Source organism: Exercitatus varius (assembly GCF_029577735.1).
Taxonomy (GTDB): Bacteria; Pseudomonadota; Gammaproteobacteria; order Enterobacterales; family Pasteurellaceae; genus Exercitatus; species Exercitatus varius.
Genome location: NZ_JARQTO010000006.1, coordinates 1 through 20,371 on the forward strand (window position 1 = coordinate 1; position 20,371 = coordinate 20,371).

Genomic DNA, 20,371 nt, shown 5'->3' on the forward strand with positions numbered 1-20,371 from the left:
AAGGGTACCGAAAGGTACCCTTTTTATTGCAGTTTATCGTGAAGTGTTGATATGAAGAATTCTGCCAGTCGGAAATATTTGTATTCGATTCGCTTTATGCCGTCGGCCAAAGAATTATAGATGAACGTTGCGGTAAGCTTATATCCAAGGTGACAGTCAATTTATTCAGACGGATGATGCTATGAACGACAATTTTGCCTTTAACAACGTTCACGTTATGGAAAACAAAAAAGAGCGGAATCAAAGATTCCGTTATTTTTTATAAAAAAACTTGATTTTATTCGGTCTATCTAGTAATTAATTAATCTCACACAAACATAATCTTAATCATAAGGAATAAAACATGAAAAACGTTGGTTTTATCGGATGGCGCGGGATGGTCGGTTCCGTATTAATGGATCGTATGCAGCAGGAGCAGGATTTTGCAAATCTTAATCCGGTTTTCTTCACCACCTCTCAAGCGGGGCAAAAAGCGCCGGTATTCGGCGGCAAAGAAGCGGGAACGTTGAAAGACGCTTTTGACATCGAAGAATTAAAAAAACTGGATATTATCGTCACCTGCCAGGGCGGAGATTACACCAATGAAGTTTATCCGAAACTGAAAGCCGCCGGTTGGGATGGCTATTGGGTGGACGCCGCTTCCGCGTTACGCATGGAAAAAGACGCCATCATCGTCTTGGATCCGGTGAACCAACACGTTATCGCCGACGGCTTAAAAAACGGCATTAAAACCTTTGTCGGCGGTAATTGTACCGTCAGTCTGATGTTAATGGCGCTAGGCGGTTTATTCGAACGCGATTTGGTGGAATGGATTTCTGTGGCGACTTACCAGGCCGCTTCCGGCGCCGGCGCCAAAAATATGCGCGAACTGGTTTCACAAATGGGTTTATTGGAAAAATCCGTCAGCGCGGAATTAGCCAATCCGGCCTCTTCCATTTTAGAGATTGAACGCAAAGTCACCGCCGAAATGCGCGCAGACAGCTTCCCGACGGACAATTTCGGCGCCGCATTAGCGGGCAGTTTAATTCCGTGGATCGACAAATTGCTGCCAAGCGGTCAAACTAAAGAAGAATGGAAAGGCTATGCGGAAACGAACAAAATTCTGGGGTTAAGCGACAACCCGATTCCGGTGGACGGCTTATGCGTGCGCATCGGTGCATTGCGCTGCCACAGCCAGGCGTTCACAATCAAACTGAAAAAAGATATTCCGTTAGACGAAATCGAACAAATCCTGGCTTCACATAACGAATGGGTGAAAGTGATCCCGAATGATAAAGAAACCACCTTGCGCGAATTAACGCCGGCGAAAGTCACCGGCACCTTGAGCGTGCCGGTTGGGCGTTTACGCAAATTGGCGATGGGACCCGAATATTTGGCGGCTTTCACCGTGGGCGACCAATTATTGTGGGGCGCCGCAGAACCCGTACGCCGAATCTTGAAACAGTTAGTGGCTTAAAAGAAAAAGTGCGGTCAAATTTAACCGCACTTTTTGTTTCCTCCCGAGAATAACGAAAGAAAATTCCATGTATCGAGAACCGCATTTTGGCAAATTCGCGCTGAGCCGGCTGGCTCCGTTCGCGGAACAGTTTCCCGTTCAATATATGGACGGGCAGAACGGCTGTCGTCTGGCGTACCGTTATTTTCATCATCAGGCGCATTGCAAATTAGTGATTCTGGTGAACGGACGGGCGGAAAATCTGCTGAAATGGACGGAAGTCGCTTACGATTTTTATCATCGCGGTTATGACGTGCTGGCGTTTGATCACCGCGGACAAGGCTTTTCACAGCGTCTGTTGCAGGATAAGCAAAAAGGTTATTTGGACGAGTTCCGTTTTTATGTGGCGGACATGGCAAAAATTATCGAAAAATCGACCGCACTTTTTGCTTACCAAAGCCAACATATTCTGGCGCATTCCATGGGCGGCCTGATTTCCTCCTATTATTTGGCGGATTATGACCACCGCATCACTAACGCCGTGCTTTCCGCGCCGTTTTTCGGCATGCCGCTGAAGCATCCGATTCGGGATCAGCTTATCATCGGTTTGATGTTGCTGCTCGGGCAAGGCGAGCGTTATGTATTCGGCAAGCAGCCGTATCGTCCGGTGCATGTTTCGCTGAACGATTTAAGCAGTTGTGCGACGCGAATGAGATGGATGAATCGGGTAAACCGAAAACATCCCGAGTTGGGATTGGGCGGGCCGACTTTCCGCTGGGTCCATTTATGTTTGCAGGCGATTCGCCGTCTGCCCCGGGTTTTGCCGAAAATCGATATTCCCGTGCTGATTCTGCAATCGGAACAGGAAAAGATTGTGGCGAATAAAAATCTTGAAAATCTGACCGCACTTTTACCGCAGGGTAAATTGGAACAAATCCCGCTGGCGAAGCATGAAATTCTGTTTGAAAAAGATGCGGTGCGGGAAAATGCGCTGCAGAAAATCTGGACATTCATGGAAAATCCGTTAAATTGAACGTGCACTTTTATGCGCGATGATTGTCATAATAAACGCGTTAATGCGGCGTGCGTTAACGAAATTTCAATTTTTATCAGAAGGAAACTCAAATGGCGGCAGAACAGGCCCAAGAAACCGTTCCGAACATTGATGTGCAGGAACAGGCAAGTAAAGTGATTGACACCGTAAGTTCTATGAATATGGACACTTTACTTCACGACTGGATTATTCCGTACGGCACCAAAATTTTATTGGCGGTCGTTATTTATGTGGCGGGCAAATGGATTGCGCGGTTAATCAGTAAATTGTTAGGTAAAGCGGCGTTGGCGTCCACCAAAGACGAAATGCTGCAGAGTTTTGTGTCATCCATCAGTTATTTTCTGATGCTGTTAATCGTTATAATTGCGGCATTGTCGCAGTTGGGCATTAACACCAGTTCGTTGGTTGCTCTTATCGGTGCGGCGGGTTTGGCTGTGGGTTTGGCGTTGCAAAATTCGCTGCAAAATTTCGCGGCAGGCGTGATGTTGTTGGTGTTCAAACCGTTTCGTAAAGGGGATTTGATCGAAACCGGCGGCATGACGGGAACGGTGGAACAAATGGGATTGTTGGTGTTGGAATTGCGCACTGCGGACAATAAAACCGTATTAATTCCGAACGGCAAAGTGTTCAGCGACAGCATTGTGAATAATTCGGCGAATAAAACCCGCCGTATCGATTTTATTTTCGATATCGCGTACGACGCGGATATTGCCACGGCCAAAGAGATTGTTGCGCGCGTATTGGACGAGGATCCGCGCGTGCTGAAAACACCGGCGCCGACGATTGCGGTCGGTGCGCTGGCGGCAAGCAGCGTACAATTATTTGTGCGCCCTTGGGTGAATACGCCGGATTATTGGGGCGTGCATTTCGATGTGACGGAACGAATCAAGCTGGAATTTGATAAAGCGGGCATTGACATTCCGTTTGCACAAATGGATTTACATTTGCCGGAAAACGCAACGATTTCCACGAAATAATATTCTTCCCGCCCAAAGACAAGGCGAAACCATCTTACTTAAAAATCAAGGCCCGAATTACACCGGGCCTTTAATTTTATTCAGCATGCGATAAGTATGCTTGCTTAAATATCCATTTATTTCCTGATTTTTTAAAACAAGTTTAGTTTTTATTTTACGAGATTTAATCCTTTAACTTAATATAAATTTAGTTTTAAATTCTAAGATTCTATTATATGCGATATTTTTGTTATTTTAGTGTCGAAATTTAAAAGCTAAATCGAACTATTAACCTTATTTTATATATTGACATTATTCCGAATTAGCGCAATATTTAACCTATTCGATTTAAGCTGAAGGAATCCGTTATGCGCGCACTTAAACAGATAAGTCATTATCTTACAAAATTTACCGCTCTTTTTATTATTCTCACCGCCTGTGTGACTTTTTATGCTCCCGATTTGTTCGCTTGGGTGAAAGGTGATGCCCAGGTGTTGGTGTTGGGCGTTATTATGCTTTCTATGGGGATGACGCTCGGCGCCAACGATTACAAAATTCTGGCTCGGCGTCCCTTTGATATTTTCGTCGGCGCGGTGGCGCAATACACCATTATGCCGTTTGTTGCGATTGCCATTGCCAATATGTTTAATCTGTCTCCGGGTCTCACTTTAGGCCTGGTGTTGGTGGGTTGTTGCCCGGGCGGTGTGTCGTCCAATATTATGAGTTTTTTATGTAAAGGTGACGTGGCTTTTTCCGTGGGAATGACCACCGTTTCCACTATTATCGCACCGGTCATGACACCGCTGTTGATCAATTACCTGGTGGGCGAAAGTATTGATATGGACGGCTGGGCGATGTTCAAATTTATGCTGTGGGTGACGATTTTACCGGTAGGCGTCGGCTCCGCATTCAACATTTTTTTCCATAAAAGAAAATGGTTCCACGACGTACAAGCCACGATGCCGGGTGTGGCGGTGATCAGTTTTGCCTGTATCGTGGGCGGCGTAGTGGCGGTTCACGGCGCGAAATTTCTGGAATCGGGGTTGATTATTTTCGCTTGTATCGCTTGCCATAACGGCATCGGTTATGCATTAGGTTATTTTGTCGGCGAATTAGTCGGCATGACTACCGCCAAAAAACGCACCTTATCCATTGAAGTGGGCGTGCAAAACGCCGGTTTGGCAACGGGATTAAGTTCCAAATTCTTCCCGACCAGCGCGGAATCCGCCATTGCCTGTGCGGTGTCTTGCGTATGGCATTCCATTTCCGGCACCATTCTGGCGAACTTCTTCCTGTGGTGGGATAAAAAACAGGGTAAACCGGTTTCCACCGTACATTCCGTGGCGGAAAGCTGATTCGGACATCTCGCTATATCTTAAAGTGCGGTAAATTTTGACCGCACTTTTTGTTTATCACGACTTTCTCTTCCGACCTTGAACTTGCTTCTGGTAAAAGTGCGGTCGAATTTTGCTAAGTTTTTTTTAAAAATTTGAAGTTCGTCACATTTATTACAAAAATGTTACATAAATGTAAATTTACACTTTACGTTATTCACAATCGAGGCGTATAGTGTAAATATCAATCAGAAATCGCTGATTTGATAACCAATGGCGAATTTGACTTTATTTCTTGCGGAGGTAGCGATTATGTCAACATATTATTTTTTACCAACCAGAAATGTATTCGGCGAAAATGCAGTTGAAGAAGTCGGCACATTAATGAAAAGTTTAGGCGGCAACAATCCACTGATTGTGACCGACGCGTTCCTTGCCAAAAGCGGCATGGCGGATCAATTGTCCGCCGTATTGAGCAATGCGGGATTAAAACCGGTAATTTTCGGCGGTGCCGAACCGAACCCGACGGATAAAAACGTGGAAGACGGCGTGGCGTTTTATCATGAACACGGCTGTGATTCCATCATTTCCCTGGGCGGCGGTTCTTCTCACGACTGCGCCAAAGGTATCGGCTTAATCGCCAGTAACGGCGGACGCATTCAGGATTACGAAGGCATCGACCGTTCCCATAATCCGATGGTGCCGCTGATGGCGGTCAATACCACGGCGGGGACGGCGTCCGAAATCACTCGATTCTGTATCATCACCGACACGGCGCGCAAAGTCAAAATGGCGATTGTGGACTGGCGCGTCACGCCGCAAATCGCTGTGAACGATCCGCTGCTAATGAAAGGCATGCCGCCAAGTCTGACCGCAGCGACCGGCATGGATGCGCTGACTCATGCGATTGAAGCCTACGTCTCCACCGCCGCCAATCCGCTTACCGATTCCGCGGCGTTAATGGCGATTACCATGATTCAGCAATATTTGCCGAAAGCGGTGGCAAACGGCGAATATATGAAAGCGCGCGATAAAATGGCATACGCGCAGTATTTGGCGGGAATTGCCTTTAACAATGCGTCTCTCGGTTACGTGCACGCCATGGCGCATCAATTGGGCGGCTTCTACAACCTGCCGCACGGCGTTTGTAACGCGATTCTGCTGCCTTATGTGGAAGAGTTTAACCTCATCGGCAATCTCAACCGATTCCGCGACATTGCCAAAGCCATGGGTGAAAATATCGACGGCTTATGCACCGATGACGCAGCGTTGAAAGCCATTGCCGCCATTCGTCGGCTAAGCAAACAAGTGGGCATTCCGGCCAATCTGCGATTGCTCGGCGTGAAACCGGAAGATTTCGACGTGATGGCGGAAAACGCGATGAAAGACGTGTGTATGCTCACCAATCCGCGCAAAGCCACCAAACAACAGGTTATCGAAATTTTCCAACGGGCTTATGACGGCGATTAATTTTCCCAAACGCGATTGTAAACCTGTCCTCTAAAAAGTGCGGTCAAATTCGACCGCACTTTATTTTTCTGTTTCGCAATTAATGGTAAACTAAGCGGAATTTTTGAGACAACCAAACAGGATACAGAATGCGTACGAGTCAATATTTATTTTCAACCCTAAAAGAAACCCCGAATGATGCTCAGGTGGTGAGCCATCAGCTGATGTTGCGGGCGGGCATGATTCGCCCGATGGCGTCCGGTTTGTACAACTGGCTGCCGACGGGTATTAAAGTGTTGAAAAAAGTGGAAAATATCATTCGCGAGGAAATGAATAAAGGCGGTGCCGTTGAAGTGTTAATGCCGGTGGTGCAGCCGGCGGAATTGTGGCAGGAATCCGGTCGTTGGGAACAATACGGTCCCGAACTTCTTCGTTTCAGCGATCGCGGCAATCGCGATTTCGTACTGGGGCCGACGCACGAAGAAGTGATTACCGATTTGGTGCGTCGTGAAGTCTCTTCTTACAAGCAACTGCCGCTGAATTTATATCAAATCCAAACCAAATTCCGCGACGAAGTGCGCCCGCGTTTCGGGGTGATGCGTTCCCGCGAATTTGTGATGAAGGACGCTTATTCCTTCCACACCACGCAGGAAAGTCTGCAACAGACTTACGAGGTGATGTATCAGGTTTATACCAATATTTTCAACCGGTTAGGTTTGGATTTCCGTGCGGTGCAGGCGGATACGGGTTCCATCGGCGGTTCCGCTTCACACGAATTTCAGGTGCTGGCATCCAGCGGCGAGGACGACGTGGTGTTTTCCACCGAAAGCGATTTCGCCGCCAATATCGAACTGGCGGAAGCGATTGCCATGGGCGAACGCCGGGCGCCGGGCAAGCCGATGGAATTAGTGGATACGCCGAATGCCAAAACCATTGCGGAATTGGTGGAACAGTTTAATCTGCCGATTGAAAAAACCGTGAAAACCTTGATCGTGAAAGGCGCAACGGAAGAAGCGCCGTTGGTCGCGTTAATTATTCGCGGCGATCACGAGTTGAATGAAATTAAAGCGCAAAAACATCCGTTGGTGGCGGATCCGCTTGAATTTGCCGATGAAGCGGAAATTAAGTCGAAAATCGGTGCCGGCGTGGGATCATTAGGGCCGGTTAATCTGAATATTCCGGCGATTATCGACCGTTCCGTCGCTTTGATGTCCGATTTCGGCGCCGGCGCTAATGTTGACGGTAAACATTATTTCAACATAAATTGGGAACGCGATACGGCGATGCCTGAAGTGTTCGATTTGCGCAATGTGGTGGAAGGCGATCCGAGTCCGGACGGCAAAGGGACGCTGCAAATCAAACGCGGCATCGAAGTGGGGCACATTTTCCAATTAGGCAAAAAATATTCCGAAGCCATGAAAGCCACCGTTCAGGGCGAAGACGGCAAACCGTTGGTGATGACCATGGGATGTTACGGCATCGGCGTGACCCGTGTGGTGGCGGCAGCGATTGAACAGCATCACGACGAACGCGGAATTATCTGGCCGAGCGATGAAATTGCGCCGTTCACCGTCGCTATCGTGCCGATGAATATGCATAAATCGGAAAGCGTGCGGGCATTTGCGGAAGAATTGTATCAAACCCTGAAAGCGCAAGGCGCGGACGTGATTTTTGATGATCGCAAAGAACGTCCGGGCGTGATGTTCGCGGATATGGAGCTCATCGGCGTGCCGCATATGTTGGTGATTGGCGAGAAAAATCTCGACAAGGGCGAAATCGAATATAAAAACCGCCGCAGCGGCGAAAAACAGATGATCGCCAAAGATCGGCTGCTTGCGTTCTTAGCGGAAACCGTGAAAGCGTAATGCCATAAAAAACATTGAAAAAATCGACCGCACTTTTGAGCCGAAACGGCTTTAAAGTGCGGTCATTTTTGTCTATTATGTTCTTAAGAATGCTATTATTGAGGGGGGATTCAGAGAGTAATTATTCTTATTGCCTCTTGAGGGAACAATGCCATTGCTATAAAAGGGATATTATAATCTTCTTAAATATCTGTGATTCTACTAAAGTATAAAAATTACGATGTTTGTTTTAGTGGTTTTTTCTTCCAACGTTTAGCAAGCCATTCAAATTCTTGATAAAAGGTCTTATTATTTTGTTTACGGCGGATTTCATAAACCAATGGACAAAGCCTATCCCACATCGATGTAATACTAGTGTATTGCATTTGTTTATAAATTTTTTCTTCAAAAGCTTTATTACGAATGCTTTGTGCAATAAACTCATAGCGATTGAGTAGCATTGTGATTTGTTTGTATCGTTCGGATTGTTGCTCTTTTTCTTGGAAGTAGATTACAACAAATGAATTTTCATTATCCCGTGCAAGATTGAATACTGCAAATTTCGCTTCACGCAATTCTACATCTTGGTTTTCTTGTAACAGAACATCAATCGTTGTACGTTTTCTTGCCATTCTTCCATTATGATGGATAGCTAATACTGCCATAAGAGCAGATAAAACTACGGCTCCTGTTTGAATCCAGAAGCCGTAACTTTCACCAAGAAATCTTGCAGTTTCATTCATTAGAAACCATCCCAACCTTCATTTAAATCGAATTTGTTCATTGTTTCCTCCTTTGCCTTTTTAGACTAAAAAAGCTTACTAAAGTTCTCTTTAGCAAGCTAACTACATTCAAATGTACGTTAAAGAACAATGATTACTGTCACTAATCAACATTTTGTTTAATGTTGATTATTATAATCTGATTACTTAGTCTGTCAATATGACTGTCAACATTATGCAACTATTGTTAGTGTTTTATATTTTATAATAAAGTGCGGTCAATTTTTTATGAGTTTTTTTCCTGCCGGCGGAGCGGGCCGCTTAACAGGGTTTGAGTGTCGCCGTAAGCGGTGACTTTGCCGTTATCCATCAGAATAACCCGTTGGGCCAGCGCCTTAATTTCGTCCGGGCTGTGCGAAACATACAAAATCGGAATCCGGATTTCGCGGGAAAGGGTTTGCAGATAGGCAAGCAGTTCCCGTTTACGCGGTAAATCCAGCGCGGACAGCGGTTCGTCCATCAGTAGTATTTCGGGGTCGGTGAGCAAGGCGCGCCCGATGGCGACCCGTTGTTTTTCGCCGCCCGAAAGCGTGGCGGGGTAGCGTTTCAGTAAAGCTTCAATGCCGAGTAAATGTAAAACTTGCTGAAAATCGACCGCACTTTTCTTCTTCATGCCGTAACACAAATTGCCTTTCACCGTGTAATGAGGAAACAGGCGCGCGTCTTGAAACACATAGCCGATGTGGCGTTTGTTCGGCGCAAGATTGATGTGTTGCGCCCGGTCCACCAGAGTTTTGCCGTTCAGGCGAATAAAACCGCTATCCGGTGTGAGCAGACCGCTTATCATGTTAATCAACGACGTTTTGCCCGAACCGGATAAACCGAAAACGGCGGTGACGCCTTGCGCCGGAATTTGCAGATCGGCTTCCAATTGGAATTCGCCCAGGGTTTTGGTGACGTTGATTTCCAGCATGTTATTCCCGTCCTAATTTTGCTTGAGTGTGTTTTGCCAGCCATTCGGAAATCAGCAGGGAAATCAGCGAAATAATGATGGCGATGAAACAAAGTCTTGCCGCCGCGCCTTCCGCATTAGGCGTTTCGATAAAAGAATACATGGCGAGCGGAATAGTGCGCGTCACTTCGGGAATGTTGGATACGAAAGTGATGGTGGCGCCGAATTCGCCGAGGGAGCGGGCAAAACCTAAAATCACGCCGGCTAAAATACCGGGCGAGGCTAATGGCAGCGTCACGGTGAAAAAAGTGCGCAAAGCGGACGCGCCAAGGGTGCGCGCCGCCTGTTCCAGTTTGATATCGATGCTTTCAATGGCAAGGCGAATAGCACGAACGACCAGCGGAAAGGTGACGATCGCCGAAGCCAACGCCGCGCCGTGCCAGGAAAAAGAAAAGCTGAAGCCGAACCAATCCGACAGAAATTTGCCGATAACGCCGTTGCGTCCCATGGTGGTGAGCAATAAATAACCGATTACCACGGGCGGCAGCACCAGCGGCAAATGAATAATGCTGTTCAGCACGGATTTTCCCCAAAAGTGGCAACGGGCCAACAGCCAGGCGGTGGCAATCGCCGGCGGCAGGCTGGATAAAATTGCCCAGAAGGCAACTTTCAGGCTCAACCGAATGGCATCGATTTCCGCCTGGGAAAGAGTGATATATTCGATCATATAACGAATTCGTATAGAAAAAAACACGAGATACCTCGCGTTTTTTATTTATATCAATTACTTACGGGCGATAGGCGGCACAAAACCCAAACCTAAATCCCAAGGTTGTTCAATCCAGGTGCCTTGCGGAATGTCGATCACGTAATCGTCCACTAACGGCGCGCCCGCCGGTTTGGCGAAGACGGTAACGAATTTGGCTTTCGGATACATTTTGCGGATTTCTTTCGCCGTATTGCCGGTATCGACTAAATCGTCCACCACGATAAAACCTTCGCCGTCGGTTTCGGCGGCATGAAGAACGCGCAATTCGCCTTGCTGGTCGTGATCATAACTGGCGATACACACGGTTTCCACATGGCGAATACCGAGTTCGCGCGATAATACGGCCGCCGGGAATAAACCGCCGCGGCTTACCGCAATAATTCCTTTCCATTGTGAAGCGGGCAATAGACGTTCCGCCAGTTTGCGGCTATGCATTTGGAACATATCCCAAGTCACCACATATTTTTCACTCATAATTTCTTCCTTTCGACCGTTTCTAAAATGGCGTAAGGATAACCCGAAACGGGTTTTTATGCTATCATTTTGCATCAAAGTGCGGGCAAAAATCCGCAGATTTTTAGAAAAGGAAAAAATATGTCAGAAATTCAAACGTTACAACCTGCAAAATTATGGCAATGGTTCGATAAAATTTGTGCGATTCCTCATCCTTCATATCATGAAGACGCTTTGGCGGAAGCGATCGTGGCTTGGGCGAAGAGCAAAAATCTGTTTGCGGAGCGGGATGAGGCGGGCAACGTGTTGATTCGCAAAGCAGCCTCCAAGGGCATGGAAAACCGCCCGTCCGTGGCGTTGCAGGCGCATTTGGACATGGTGCCGCAGGCAAATGAAGCGACCCATCACGATTTTCTCAAGGATCCGATTCTGCCGCGGATTGAAGGCGATTGGGTGCGCGCCGGCGGCACCACGTTGGGGGCGGATAACGGCATCGGTATGGCATCGGCTCTGGCGGTTTTGGACAGTGACGATTTGGCGCATCCCGAACTGGAAGTGCTGCTCACCATGACGGAAGAAGCCGGTATGGAAGGCGCTGTGGGATTGCGCCCGGGCTGGTTGCGATCCAAAGTGATGATTAATACGGACACCGAAGAAAGCGGCGAAATTTATATCGGTTGCGCGGGCGGTGAAAATGCGGATTTGAAACTGCCGGTGAACATGCAGCCCAATAAATTTCCCCATTGTTTCGAGGTGGCGATTAAAGGCTTGCGCGGCGGACATTCCGGTTGCGACATTCATACCGGACGCGGTAACGCCATTAAATTATTAGGCGTATTTCTGACCGCACTTTCCTGCGCGACGGAAGAGTTTGCCATTGTCGCGATACGCGGCGGTTCCGTGCGTAATGCGATTCCCCGCGAAGCTTTCGTCACGCTGGCGTTGGATGATGCGGACGCGTTACATGCCGTAGTTGAGACGTTCAGAACGCATTTGAAAGCGGAATTAACGGAAGATTCGAATGCGCAAGTGTTGGTGAATCGGGTGGCATTGCCGCAACAAACCTTTGATGCCGCCAGCACGCAAACCGTCGCTCATGTGCTGAATACGCTGCCGAACGGCGTGATTAAATTCAGCGATACCATCAAAGATGTGGTGGAAACTTCGTTAAGTATCGGCGTGTTAAACATGAAAGAGGGCGCATTGCACGGCACGATTCTGCTGCGTACGTTGATTGAGCACGGCACCGATGAGGTGAAAGCGGAGTTAAACGCGCTGGCGCAGCAAAGCGGCGGTGAGGTGACGTATTCCGGTTATTATCCGGGTTGGGAGCCGCATCCGGACACCGAGATTTTAGCCTTAACCAAGCGAGTTTATTCGCAGGTGATCGGTAAAGAGCCGAAAGTCAAAGTGATTCACGCCGGTTTGGAATGCGGTTTGCTGAAGAAAATTTATCCGGAGCTGGAGGTGATTTCTATCGGACCGACCATTCGCAACGCCCATTCGCCCGACGAATGCGTGCATATTCCGGCGGTGCAAACCTATTGGTCGGTGTTAACTCGGGTGTTAGCCGATATTCCGGCGAAATAACCGACGATTATTAAGTTTGATAGACATAAAGTGCGGGCAAAAAATACGATGTTTTTCATAGGATCCGCCTTTGGCGCAAAGTCGAAAAAACGTTGAAAAAATTGACCGTACTTTTGTAAACGAATTTGCCCACTCCTAGCGAAGCCGCCGGCATAGCCAACATTCAAAAAAACGTCGTATTTTTTATTCGCAATTCTTTTAAGGATTGCTCCCAAGGGCCGTTGGTAAAGCCAACGTTCAAAAAGCGATGGTTTTTGTGACCGCACTTTTACTTTATTGCGCCAGCGCCTGTCGCAATTTGCCTTGATGACGGTTTAACAATTGTACGGCGGCGGCTTTTTCCAATCCGCTGAGAATCATCATAATCGCCAGCTTGGCGTTGTTATCCGCCCGTTGCAGGGTTTGTTGCGCCGTTTCTTCGCTGCATTCCGTCGCCTGCATCACAATGCGAAGAGCGCGAGCCCGCAGTTTTTCGTTGCTCGCCTGCACGTCCACCATAAGGTTTTGATAGCATTTGCCCATTAAAATCATGCTGGCGGTGGTGAGCATATTCAGCACCAGTTTTTGTGCCGTGCCCGATTTCATACGGCTTGAACCGGTCAGCACTTCTTGTCCGACTACGGTTTCAATGGCGATATCGGCGATTTTTGCCATGGCGGAGCCGGGATTGCTGGCGACGGCGATTGTCACCGCATTCAGGGATTTGGCATAGTTCAAGGCGCCGATAACATAAGGCGTGCGCCCGCTTGCGGCGATACCGACTAAGACGTCTTTGGCGCTAAAACGGATTTTCTCCAAATCCGTTTGTCCTTGTTGCGGATTGTCTTCCGCGCCTTCGATGGGACGGCGTAATGCCTGTTCGCCCCCGGCGATGATGCCTACCACCATGTCCGGCGATACGCCGTAAGTGGGCGGACATTCCGAGGCGTCTAACACGCCCAGACGCCCGCTGGTGCCGGCGCCGATGTAGATTAAACGTCCGCCCTGCCGGAAGGCGGCGACGATTTTTTCCACCGCCTGCGCGATTTGCGGCAGACATCGTTCCACCGCAAGAGGAACCCGCTGATCTTCCCGATTGATGATTTTCACGATTTCGAGGGCGTTCAAGCGGTCGATGTCCATTGAATCGGTATTGCGTTGTTCCGTTACCATTTGCGCCAGCGATTGCAGTAAATTTTGTTCTGTCATGTTATTCCTTCGGATAAATTACGCCCAAACTGACCGCACTTTGCGCGCCCGTTACGGCGGGTAAATTGCTCGGCAACCGATTCATGCGGCAATAAGCCAGCCAGGCAAAGGCTGCGGCTTCTACATAATCCGCGTCCATGCCGTATTCTGTTGTGACGGCGGTTTGCCAGTGCGGCAAAGCGGTTTTCAACCCTTGCATAATTAACGGATTGTGAGCCCCGCCGCCGCAGACCAGCAATCGGCAAGGCAAAGAAGTGCGAATTCGGTTTAATTCCTGCACAATGCTTTGTACCGTCAGTTCCACCAGGGTTCGTTGTACGTCCCGGGGCGAAAGTGCGGTCAGATTTTCCTGTTTTTTTGCCAGCCAGCGCAGATTGAATAATTCCCGCCCTGTGCTTTTCGGCGCGGGTTGGCGGAAGAAAGGCTCGTCCAACAGCGCGGTTAACAACGCTTGATTTACCTTTCCGGTTTTCGCCCATTCGCCGTTTTTGTCGTAACGCTGGCCCAGATGTTGTTCAATCCAGCCGTCCAGCAAGGCATTGCCCGGCCCCACATCGTATCCTGTGGTGACGGCGTGCGGATTCAGAATAGAAATGTTGCTGATACCGCCGATATTCAGCACGACGGTTAAATACTGCGGTGAGGCAAAGACCGCTTGGTGAAAAGCGGGGACGAGAGGTGCGCCCTGTCCGCCATATGCCATGTCTTTACGGCGGAAATCGGCCGCCACGGTAATGCCTGTGCGGGCTGCGACCAGATTCATGTCGCCAATCTGCATGCTGAAAGGGAAGTTGCCCTGCGGTGAATGCCAGATCGTTTGCCCGTGGCAGCCGATAGCTTGGATTTGTTCGGCGGAAACGCCCTGTTCGGCGAGAAATTGATTGGCGCTGTAGGCGTAAAGTAGCCCGAGTTGATGATCGATTTCGCCCAGATTTTGCAGACTGGTGCCGCCTTCATGCAAAAGTGCGGTCAATTTTTGCCGCAAATTTTCAGGCATCGGCGTGAAACCGCTGGCAACAATACGAAAGGGCTCGTGATGAAAATCCACTAATGCCAGGTCTACGCCGTCCAGGCTGGTACCGGACATCATGCCAAGATAATAATTGTTCATTTTTTATTCCGAAAAATGTGCCGAAATAAAGCCCGAGCGCTTGCCCGGGCTTGGTGAGATCAGGCGTCCGGTTCGTTTAAGAAACCGCCGCTTTGATGTTGCCATAATTTGGCGTATAACCCGTGTTGCGCCAGCAATTCCGCATGGGTGCCCTGTTCTACGATTTTTCCCTGATCCAACACGATCAGGCGATCCATCGCCGCGATGGTCGATAAGCGGTGGGCAATGGCGATAACGGTTTTGTTTTCCATCATTTTGTCCAGGCTTTCCTGAATCGCCGCTTCCACTTCGCTGTCGAGGGCGCTGGTTGCTTCGTCCAGCAGCAGTATCGGCGCATCTTTCAGCATCACGCGGGCGATAGCAATCCGTTGGCGTTGCCCGCCGGATAATTTCACTCCGCGTTCTCCCACATGAGCGTCGTAACCGCGACGACCCTGCGCATCGCTTAGCTGCGGGATGAAATCGGCGGATTCCGCGCGTTCCGCGGCGGAAATCATGTCCGCTTCAGTGGCATCCGGACGACCGTAAATAATATTGTCCCGCACCGAACGGTGAAGCAAAGAGGTGTCCTGCGTCACCAGACCGATTTGCGCGCGCAGACTTTCCTGTTTCACGTCCAATACGTTTTGTCCGTCAATGGTAATGGTGCCGCTTTGCGCTTCATAGAAACGCAGAAGCAGGTTAACGATAGTGGATTTTCCGGCGCCGGAACGTCCGATTAAACCGACTTTTTCACCCGGTTTGATGGTTAAATTGAAATCCCGTAACAAAGGTTTGTCCGGCGAGTAGGCGAAATTGACATGATCGAATTTGATTTCTCCCCGTTCAACCGTTAATGAGGCGGCATTCGGTTTATCCACGATGGTGTGAGGTTTGGAGAGGGTTGTCATGCCGTCGTTCACGGTACCGATGTTTTCGAATAAACGGGCGGATTCCCACATAATCCAGTGCGCCAGTCCGTTAACCCGCAATGCCATTGCCGTCGCCGTCGCGATAGCGCCTACACCGACGGCACCCTGATGCCAAAGCACAATGCCTAAAACTGCGGTGCTTAAGGTTAAGAAAATATTACTTGCGTAAGTCAGGGTGTCTAATATTGTAGCCAGGCGCATTTGGGCGTGTACGGTGACCATGAACTCTTCCATGGAACTTTTCGCGTATGCCGCCTCACGGGCGCCGTGCGAGAATAATTTTACCGTAGTGATGTTGGAATAAGCGTCGGTGACGCGTCCCGTCATCAGTGAGCGGGCATCCGCCTGACGTTCCGCCGTGCGAGCTAATTTGGGAATTAAAAAATACAGAATGCAGGCGAAAATGGCAATCCAGAGAATGAACGGCACTAACAGCCAACCGTCGAAGGAGACTAAAATCGCTCCCGAGGTAATGAAATAAACCCCGACATACACCGCCATGTTGGCGACGGTTAACACGGTATCCCGCACGGCAAGGGCGGTTTGCATGACTTTTGCCGAAACCCGGCCGGCAAATTCGTCTTGATAGAAACTTAGACTTTGTCCCAGCATTAAACGGTGGAAATTCCAGCGTAACCGCATGGGAAATACGCCCTGCAGAGTTTGCAGGCGCACGGCGGAAGTTAAAAACGTCCACCCGATACTGACGACCAGAACAACCGCCATGCCGATGAGATAATGGCCTTTTTCAGCCCATAAAGTCGCCGGCGTATAGCTACCGAGCCAGTCGACGATTTTTCCCATAAATTGGAACAACAGGGCTTCAATGACGCCGATCCCGATGGTCAGAAAGGCAAAAAAAGCGATCCACCCTTTTAAACCGTCCAAACTTGACCAAATAAAGCCCCAAAGTCCTTTACGCGGCGCTTCCGGTTGTCCTTCCGGATAGGCATCGATACGGCTTTCAAACCATGTAAAAATTTTATTAATCATTCTTTGTGTTATTACCTTAAGCGAAAAATAAAGGCAACATGAAAGTTCTGTTGCCTTAAAGTGCGGTCATTATACCGTTTATTTTTCAACCATCCAATGATTTTTCAAACGCTTGCGGAACGCCGCCGCTTTAATCAAAAATCGAAGCTGTCGCCGTTTCCGATAAAATCGGCGAAATCATCAGAACTGAAACCGTGCGATATCATATAACGCCAGATTTTTTGCTTAGATTGCGGATTTTGCTTTTTGTGATAATCGGGAAATTTTTTATTGAGTACCGTATGCACTATTTGGTTCCAGTTGAGATCGCTTTCCGCTAACACCTCTTCGATAATCACCGGCGGAATACCCTTTAACCGGATAAGCTCTTGCTTGATTCTTGCCAATCCGTAGCCTCGTTGAGCGCGGAAATTCAGATAATTTTCGGTAAAACGGAGGTCGCTTTGCCAATTTTTCTGTCTGCAGTGCACAATAACCGCTTCAATATCTTCTTCACAAAAGGCTTTTTCTTGCATTTTGCAACGAATTTCATATTCGCTGTATTCTCGGCGGGCGAGCAAATTCATTACATAACCGAGAGCAAGCCGGAAGTTGGTCGTATGGGTTTCCGTAATTTCCTGGTGCATATTGTTTATCACTGACTTAGATTCTGTCCGGGTTTATCTGAAAGGGCCGTTTTGATGGAAAAAGTGCGGTGGAAAAACGTTGAGATTTTTCACCGCACTTTGCATGTTCACGAGCCTTACCGGTTAATGCTTATTCAAAATCGGCGCTGTTATCAGATTCATCAATTTCACTGTTTTTACCGGAACCGTCAAGCTCGGCGATCAGCGATTTTTCCGGATTTGCCTGGAATTCCGCACGGATTTTACTTTCAAGTTCCGCCGCTTTTTCCGGGTTTTCAGCCAGCCATTTCATCGCATTGGTTTTACCCTGCCCGATTTTCTGACCTTCGTAAGCGAACCAGGCGCCGGATTTTTGCACCAGTTTTTGTTTAACACCCAATTCGATTAATTCGCCGTTTTTAGAAATACCTTCGCCGTACATGATTTGGAAATCGACCGTACGGAACGGTGCGGCCAGTTTGTTTTTTACGACTTTCACGCGGGTTTCGTTACCGATGATTTCTTCACCGGCTTTCACGGAGCCGATGCGGCGGATATCCAAACGGACGGAAGAGTAGAATTTTAATGCGTTACCGCCGGTTGTGGTTTCCGGATTACCGAACATCACGCCGATTTTCATGCGGATTTGGTTGATGAAAACTACCAAACAGTTGGAAGATTTGATTTGCGCGGTTAATTTACGTAATGCCTGAGACATTAAACGTGCCTGTAAACCGACATGCGCATCGCCCATGTCACCTTCGATTTCGGCTTTCGGCGTTAACGCCGCGACGGAATCCACGATGATGACGTCAATGGCGCCGGAACGGACGAGCGCATCACAAATTTCAAGCGCCTGCTCACCGTTATCCGGTTGGGAAATGAACAATTCTTTTACGTCAACGCCTAATTTAGCTGCATAAATCGGGTCGAGCGCGTGTTCCGCATCAATAAATGCACAGACTTTTCCCGCTTTTTGCGCTTGTGCGATAACGGAAAGCGTTAACGTCGTTTTACCGGAGGATTCCGGCCCGAAGATTTCTACGATACGTCCCATCGGCAAACCGCCGATACCCAACGCCACATCTAAACCGATGGAGCCGGTGGAAATGGATTCTACGTCCATATCCGGACGATCGCCGAGTTTCATGATTGCGCCTTTACCAAATTGTTTTTCAATCTGGCCCAATGCGGCGGCAAGGGCTCTTGATTTTTCTTCTGCGCTAGGTTTAATTTTATCGTTCGGAGTGGCCATATGAAATCCTTGAATAGGTTGATCTGTAAATTTGTGCATATATTATCTGGTATAAAACACAGTATCAAGTTTTTTTTAATCTTTTCGTTTGAAACCTGATCTTCATTCCAAAAAGAGAAAATTTCTCAGTATCTGTTCTCCGTATTCCGAAATGTAGGATTCCGGGTGGAATTGTACGCCGTAAACGGGCAAATGACGGTGCTGAACCGCCATAATGATCCCGTCGCCGCAGGTGGCGGTGATGTCTAATTGGCTCGGAAAATTCTGCTGCGATACCGCCCAGGAATGGTATAAACCGACGGTGAATTCCGAGGGCAAGCCGAAAAATAAGCGAGAATTTGACCGCACTTTTAGGCGTTGCGCGTGCCCGTGCCGTACGTCGGGCAGATTGAATAACGCGGCGCCGAAAAATTCGCAGAGCGTTTGATGCCCTAAACAAACGCCAAGAATGGCTTTTGACGTATGAAACCGTTTCAGCATGGAAAAAAGTTGCGGATAAGATTGAGGTACGTCCGGCCCCGGCGAAATCAAAATATGGCTGTAGTTTTCTATTTGATCCAAATCGAGTTTTTCCACGTCAACGACGTGAAAATGTACACCGATACGGCGGATTAAGTCCACTAAGTTATAGGTAAAGGAGTCGTGATTGTTGATAATTAACAAGCGTTGCATAAGTTTTTCAATTGGACGGAAATGTTCGGATTATAAATGATTTTCCTCTTATTTTAGGCTAAACTTTACTCCCTTTTTCAATTTAATTTATTGATTATGCCTTTCAATCGTTTTATTTCACAGGCAAATGCATTCGGAAAACGGCGCCGGCCTTTTTTCTTTCTGATTGATTTTGAACAGCGAAAACCCTTGATTTTTCCTTTATCGGAAGCGGTAAGCCAAGGCATTCGGTTTGATATCCGCGGACGAACCAATACGCCGGACGAAGAAAACGACCGATTGCCCGAACTGGAATTAACGGCGTCACCGATCGAATTCAAACGCTATAAAAACGGATTTGATTTAGTGCAGCGGGAATTACAAAAAGGGAATTCTTATCTGCTAAATTTAACTTATCCGACGGCGATTGCGACAAATTATAATTTGGCCGAAATTTTTCAACGCAGCCGCGCGCCCTATAAGCTTCTGCTTGATAAGCGGTTTGTGTGTTTCTCGCCGGAATGCTTCGTGCGAATCGAAGGGGAGCGCATTTTCACTTACCCGATGAAAGGCACGATTAAAGCTTCCGAGCCGGATGCGGAAAAACGATTGCTGAACGATGAAAAAGAACAGCGCGAACATTATACGATTGTGGATTTAATGCGTAACGATTTGGCGACGGTGGCGGAAATGATAGAAGTGCGGCGTTTCCGGTATGTGGAACGGGTCGGCAACGGCGAGCGCGCCGTTTTGCAGACCAGCTCGGAAATCTGCGGACGATTGCCCGAAAACTGGCAGGCGCATATCGGTTCAATTTTAGCCGAATTATTGCCCGCCGGTTCTATCAGTGGTGCGCCGAAAGAAAAAACGGTGGAAATTATTCGACGGGCGGAAGGGAGCGAACGCGGTTATTATACGGGCATTTTCGGTATTTTCAGCGGCGACGGCCTCGACAGCGCGGTCGCCATCCGTTTCATCGAACGGCAAGGAGAACAACTGTATTTTCGCAGCGGCGGCGGCATTACCCGTCACAGCGTCGCCGAAAACGAATACGCCGAATTAATCGCTAAAGTTTCTATTCCGTTAAAGGAGTAAACCG

At 48.3% G+C, this 20,371-nt stretch carries 17 protein-coding genes and 1 pseudogene; 8 read left to right on the forward strand and 10 right to left on the reverse strand.

Going from position 1 to position 20,371, the window contains the following annotated elements:
* Positions 1-343: 343 nt before the first annotated feature.
* From asd to proS, 6 genes are all read left to right on the forward strand, one after another.
* Positions 344-1,456, forward strand: coding sequence for an aspartate-semialdehyde dehydrogenase (asd, locus tag P7M01_RS06135; RefSeq protein ID WP_317483567.1), 1,113 nt, complete (start codon positions 344-346; stop codon positions 1,454-1,456).
* A gap of 67 nt (positions 1,457-1,523) precedes the next feature.
* A complete protein-coding gene (locus P7M01_RS06140) occupies positions 1,524-2,468 on the forward strand; it encodes an alpha/beta hydrolase (protein WP_317483568.1) in 945 nt (314 codons plus the stop codon).
* 92 nt (positions 2,469-2,560) lie between these two features.
* Positions 2,561-3,466 (forward strand): mechanosensitive ion channel family protein, encoded by a 906-nt coding sequence (locus P7M01_RS06145; protein ID WP_317477740.1) that lies wholly within the window; start codon positions 2,561-2,563, stop codon positions 3,464-3,466.
* A 347-nt stretch (positions 3,467-3,813) separates the two neighbouring features.
* Complete coding sequence (locus P7M01_RS06150; protein ID WP_317477741.1) at positions 3,814-4,800, forward strand: bile acid:sodium symporter family protein; 987 nt, start codon at positions 3,814-3,816, stop codon at positions 4,798-4,800.
* A gap of 291 nt (positions 4,801-5,091) precedes the next feature.
* Positions 5,092-6,249 carry an iron-containing alcohol dehydrogenase gene (locus P7M01_RS06155; RefSeq protein ID WP_317477742.1) on the forward strand — a complete coding sequence of 386 codons (1,158 nt, stop codon included), beginning with the start codon at positions 5,092-5,094 and terminating at the stop codon, positions 6,247-6,249.
* A gap of 128 nt (positions 6,250-6,377) precedes the next feature.
* Positions 6,378-8,093 carry a proline--tRNA ligase gene (gene proS, locus P7M01_RS06160; RefSeq protein ID WP_317483569.1) on the forward strand — a complete coding sequence of 572 codons (1,716 nt, stop codon included), beginning with the start codon at positions 6,378-6,380 and terminating at the stop codon, positions 8,091-8,093.
* Positions 8,094-8,308: 215 nt separating this feature from the next.
* Here the strand turns inward: proS and P7M01_RS06165 are convergent, their stop codons facing one another.
* The 4 genes and pseudogenes from P7M01_RS06165 to gpt all read right to left on the reverse strand — a co-directional run bounded on the left by P7M01_RS06165 (position 8,309) and on the right by gpt (position 10,989).
* Positions 8,309-8,815 (reverse strand): DUF4760 domain-containing protein, encoded by a 507-nt coding sequence (locus tag P7M01_RS06165; protein WP_317483570.1) that lies wholly within the window; start codon positions 8,813-8,815, stop codon positions 8,309-8,311.
* A 289-nt stretch (positions 8,816-9,104) separates the two neighbouring features.
* Positions 9,105-9,767, reverse strand: a pseudogene (modC, locus tag P7M01_RS06170) (molybdenum ABC transporter ATP-binding protein); the annotation flags it as partial.
* 1 nt (position 9,768) lies between these two features.
* Positions 9,769-10,473: a molybdate ABC transporter permease subunit gene (gene modB, locus P7M01_RS06175; RefSeq protein ID WP_317477744.1), complete on the reverse strand. Its 705-nt coding sequence runs from the start codon at positions 10,471-10,473 to the stop codon at positions 9,769-9,771.
* A 57-nt stretch (positions 10,474-10,530) separates the two neighbouring features.
* Positions 10,531-10,989 carry a xanthine phosphoribosyltransferase gene (gene gpt, locus P7M01_RS06180; RefSeq protein WP_202936447.1) on the reverse strand — a complete coding sequence of 153 codons (459 nt, stop codon included), beginning with the start codon at positions 10,987-10,989 and terminating at the stop codon, positions 10,531-10,533.
* A gap of 120 nt (positions 10,990-11,109) precedes the next feature.
* Between gpt and P7M01_RS06185 the strand changes: the two genes are divergently transcribed.
* Positions 11,110-12,558 carry an aminoacyl-histidine dipeptidase gene (locus P7M01_RS06185; RefSeq protein ID WP_317483571.1) on the forward strand — a complete coding sequence of 483 codons (1,449 nt, stop codon included), beginning with the start codon at positions 11,110-11,112 and terminating at the stop codon, positions 12,556-12,558.
* 273 nt (positions 12,559-12,831) lie between these two features.
* Here P7M01_RS06185 and murQ read toward each other — a convergent pair whose 3' ends face one another.
* The 6 genes from murQ to P7M01_RS06215 form a co-directional block, all read right to left on the reverse strand.
* A complete protein-coding gene (gene murQ, locus P7M01_RS06190) occupies positions 12,832-13,746 on the reverse strand; it encodes an N-acetylmuramic acid 6-phosphate etherase (protein ID WP_317476217.1) in 915 nt (304 codons plus the stop codon).
* 1 nt (position 13,747) lies between these two features.
* Entirely contained in the window at positions 13,748-14,857 is a 1,110-nt protein-coding gene (locus P7M01_RS06195; RefSeq protein ID WP_317483572.1) for an anhydro-N-acetylmuramic acid kinase, read from the reverse strand.
* 59 nt (positions 14,858-14,916) lie between these two features.
* A complete protein-coding gene (locus tag P7M01_RS06200) occupies positions 14,917-16,761 on the reverse strand; it encodes an ABC transporter ATP-binding protein (protein ID WP_317483573.1) in 1,845 nt (614 codons plus the stop codon).
* 134 nt (positions 16,762-16,895) lie between these two features.
* Positions 16,896-17,387 carry a recombination regulator RecX gene (recX, locus tag P7M01_RS06205; protein WP_317481403.1) on the reverse strand — a complete coding sequence of 164 codons (492 nt, stop codon included), beginning with the start codon at positions 17,385-17,387 and terminating at the stop codon, positions 16,896-16,898.
* A 130-nt stretch (positions 17,388-17,517) separates the two neighbouring features.
* The gene (recA, locus tag P7M01_RS06210; RefSeq protein WP_202936441.1) at positions 17,518-18,621 is read right to left on the reverse strand and encodes a recombinase RecA; all 1,104 of its coding nucleotides are present in this window, start codon (positions 18,619-18,621) and stop codon (positions 17,518-17,520) included.
* A gap of 102 nt (positions 18,622-18,723) precedes the next feature.
* Positions 18,724-19,293, reverse strand: coding sequence for an anthranilate synthase component II (locus P7M01_RS06215; protein ID WP_317483574.1), 570 nt, complete (start codon positions 19,291-19,293; stop codon positions 18,724-18,726).
* A gap of 96 nt (positions 19,294-19,389) precedes the next feature.
* On the opposite strand from P7M01_RS06215, the gene P7M01_RS06220 reads away from it, so the two are divergent.
* Positions 19,390-20,367 (forward strand): aminodeoxychorismate synthase component I, encoded by a 978-nt coding sequence (locus tag P7M01_RS06220; RefSeq protein ID WP_317483575.1) that lies wholly within the window; start codon positions 19,390-19,392, stop codon positions 20,365-20,367.
* Positions 20,368-20,371 lie beyond the last annotated feature (4 nt).